At 69.3% G+C, this 3,268-nt stretch carries 5 protein-coding genes; 4 read left to right on the forward strand and 1 reads right to left on the reverse strand.

Annotated features, from left to right (window positions below; genetic code table 11):
• A partial coding sequence (gene mftR, locus AC2VOK_RS21275) for a mycofactocin system transcriptional regulator (RefSeq protein WP_428902216.1) occupies positions 1-579 on the reverse strand: 579 nt, incomplete at its 3' end.
• 98 nt (positions 580-677) lie between these two features.
• Between mftR and mftA the strand changes: the two genes are divergently transcribed.
• From mftA to mftD, 4 genes are all read left to right on the forward strand, one after another.
• Positions 678-767 (forward strand): mycofactocin precursor MftA, encoded by a 90-nt coding sequence (gene mftA, locus AC2VOK_RS21280; protein WP_421529585.1) that lies wholly within the window; start codon positions 678-680, stop codon positions 765-767.
• Positions 752-1,054, forward strand: coding sequence for a mycofactocin biosynthesis chaperone MftB (gene mftB / locus AC2VOK_RS21285; RefSeq protein ID WP_428902217.1), 303 nt, complete (start codon positions 752-754; stop codon positions 1,052-1,054). The genes mftA and mftB overlap by 16 nt, the downstream gene beginning before the upstream one ends.
• A complete protein-coding gene (mftC, locus tag AC2VOK_RS21290) occupies positions 1,051-2,247 on the forward strand; it encodes a mycofactocin radical SAM maturase (RefSeq protein ID WP_428902218.1) in 1,197 nt (398 codons plus the stop codon). Before mftB ends, mftC begins: the two co-directional genes overlap by 4 nt.
• Positions 2,248-2,249: 2 nt before the next feature.
• Positions 2,250-3,268, forward strand: a 1,019-nt coding sequence (mftD, locus tag AC2VOK_RS21295) for a pre-mycofactocin synthase MftD (protein ID WP_428902219.1), incomplete at its 3' end; no start/stop codon positions are given.

Consider the following 3,268-nt stretch of genomic DNA (forward strand, 5'->3'; position numbering starts at 1 on the left):
TGCCAGCCCGGCGCCGACGGCGTCGAAGGCATTGCCGAGCGCCACGGGCAGCGGCACCGACTCGTCGGCCAGCCAGTGCTCGTAGGCCGCCAGCGCGACCCCGAGCAGCGTCCAGGCCACGGTCTGGGGCAGCAGGTCGGTCGCTTTGGTGCCCAGCCGGCGGGCCACGAACCCGGCGATCACCTCCCGCCAGCCGGCGTACATCGTCATCGAATAGGCTTGCAACTCAGCGGTTTCCAGGATCACCCGCATGCGCTGGCGGTGCCGCGCGGTCTCCGATGCGTCGAAGGTGTTGAACGCCAGCAGCGCGGCCCGCAGTGTCTCGCCCAGCGGCGCCGACCGGTCGGCGTTGTCGAGCAGGTCGCGCAGCTGCGCGAGGTGGGTGTCGAAATCGCCCCAGGGGATCGCGTTCTTGGAGCTGTAGTAGCGGAACACCGTGCGGCGCGCGATGCCGGCGGCCTGAGCGACGTCGTCGACGCTGACCTCGGCGAAACCGCGCGCGGTGAACAGCTCGATGGCGACGTCGGTGATGTGGTGCGGTGTCGTCGCGCGGCGCCGGCCGACGCGGGACTGCGGCATCGTCGGACCCGCCCTTCCTTTTCGGCACCCGATGCCATATTCTGGCGTCGAGTGTGACTCAACTCATCGTTGTCAAGAACCGGCGAAAGGCAACCCCCGTGGACCACGACACCCACACAGACACCGAACTCGTCACCGAGACGCTGGTCGAAGAGGTGTCCATCGACGGGATGTGCGGGGTCTACTGACCCCGATCCGACCCGTGTTCGACCCCGATCGCGGCTGGCGGCTCCACCCGCAGGTGGCGGTTCGACCGGAGCCGTTCGGCGCGCTGCTCTATCACTTCGGCACCCGCAAGCTGTCCTTCTTGAAGAACCGGGCCGTCCTCGCGGTGGTGCGGTCGCTGGCCGACCATCCCGACGCGCGGTCCGCCTGCCGTGCCGCGGGTGTGGACGACGGCGAGCAGGAACCCTATCTGCACGCGCTGGGCGTGCTGGCCGATTCGGCGATGTTGGTACCTCAGGAGGCCCGATGACAGCTCAGACAGCCGGCGTGCCCCGGCTCATCGAGCAGTTCGAACGGGGCCTGGACGCGCCCATCTGCCTGACTTGGGAACTGACGTACGCGTGCAATCTGGCCTGCGTGCACTGCCTTTCGTCGTCGGGCAAGCGCGATCCGCGCGAGCTGTCCACGCGCCAGTGCATGGACATCATCGACGAGCTGGAACGCATGCAGGTGTTCTACGTCAACATCGGCGGCGGGGAGCCCACGGTGCGCCCGGACTTCTGGGAGTTGGTCGACTACGCCACCGCGCATCACGTCGGGGTGAAGTTCTCCACCAACGGGGTCCGGATCACCCCGGGGGTCGCCGCCCGGTTGGCGGCCAGCGACTACGTCGACGTCCAGATCTCGCTGGACGGCGCCACGGCCGAGGTCAACGACGCCGTCCGTGGCCCCGGATCGTTCGCGATGGCGGTGCGGGCGCTTCAAAACCTTGCGGAGGCGGGATTCGCCCAGAACGGGGGCGCCAAGATCTCCGTCGTCGTCACCCGGCACAACGTCGGCCAGCTCGACGAATTCGCCGCGCTGGCAAGCCGTTACGGCGCCACGCTGCGGATCACCCGGCTGCGCCCCTCGGGGCGTGGCGCCGACGTCTGGGATGAGCTGCATCCCACCGCCGCCCAGCAGGTCGCGCTCTACGACTGGCTGGTCGCCAAGGGGGAGCGGGTGCTCACCGGTGACTCGTTCTTCCATCTGTCACCGCTGGGTTCCTCCGGCGCGCTGGCGGGCCTGAACATGTGCGGGGCCGGGCGGGTGGTGTGTCTGATCGACCCGGTGGGCGACGTGTACGCCTGCCCGTTCGCCATCCACGACCGCTTCCTGGCCGGCAACGTGGCATCCGGCGGGGGATTCGACAACGTCTGGAAGAACGCCCCGCTGTTTCGCGAGCTGCGCGAGCCGCAGTCGCCGGGGGCCTGTGGCAGCTGTGGGCACTACGACAGCTGCCGGGGCGGATGCATGGCGGCCAAGTTCTTCACCGGCCTGCCGATGGACGGCCCCGACCCGGAATGCGTTCAGGGCCACGGCGAGCCGGCGCTGGCGCGCGAGCGCGACACGCCGCTGCCACGGGCCGACCACTCCCGGGGCGCCCCCGTGCCGCTCACGCTGACGGTCAGGCCGCCGGTGGCCGCGCCCCCCGCGCGCCTGTGCAACGAAAGCCCGCTGTAGTCATGGCCGAGTGGTTCGAGACGGTTGCGATCGCCCAGGAACGCGCCAAGCGCCGGCTACCGAAATCCGTTTATTCGTCGCTGATCTCGGCCAGCGAAAAGGGCATCACGGTCGCCGACAACGTCGCAGCGTTCAGCGAACTCGGTTTCGCGCCGCACGTCGTGGGCGCGCAGGAAAAACGTGATTTGTCGACGACCGTTATGGGGCAGGATATTTCGCTGCCAGTGATCATTTCGCCGACCGGCGTGCAAGCCGTCCACCCCGACGGCGAGGTCGCCGTGGCGCGGGCCGCGGCGGCGCGCGGCACCGCGATGGGGCTGTCCTCGTTCGCCAGCAAGCCGGTCGAGGAGGTCGTGGCCGCCAACGCCAAGGTGTTCTTTCAGGTGTACTGGCTCGGTGGGCGCGACGCGATCGCCGAACGGGTGGAACGGGCGCGTGCGGCCGGCGCAGCCGGCCTGATTGCCACCACGGACTGGTCGTTCTCGCACGGCCGCGACTGGGGTAGTCCCACGATTCCCGAGAAGATGAACCTGCGAACGATCCTGCGATTGTCCCCGGAGGCGATCGTCCGGCCCAAGTGGCTCTACATGTTCGGTAAGACGCTGCGGCCGCCGGAGTTGCGGGTGCCCAACCAGGGTCGCCGTGGCGAGCCCGGGCCCCCCTTCTTCGCCGCCTACGGGGAATGGATGGGCACGCCACCGCCGACCTGGGAAGACATCGCCTGGCTGCGCGAACTGTGGGGCGGACCATTCATGCTCAAGGGCGTGATGCGTGTCGACGATGCCAAAAAGGCGGTGGACGCGGGTGTTTCGGCGATCTCGGTGTCCAACCACGGCGGCAACAACCTGGACGGCACGCCGGCGTCGATCCGCGCACTGCCCGCGGTGGCGGCAGCGGTCGGCGACCAGGTCGAGGTGCTGCTCGACGGCGGCATCCGGCGCGGCAGCGACGTCGTCAAGGCTGTGGCGCTGGGTGCGCGGGCGGTGATGATCGGTCGAGCCTATCTGTGGGGTCTGGCCGC

This window comes from Mycobacterium sp. TH-M116 (assembly GCF_057473685.1).

Bases quoted from the DNA above. Each gene is read 5' to 3' on its own strand.
- mftC (WP_428902218.1), top strand. From the start codon at position 1,051: ATGACAGCTCAGACAGCCGGCGTGCCCCGGCTCATCGAGCAGTTCGAA.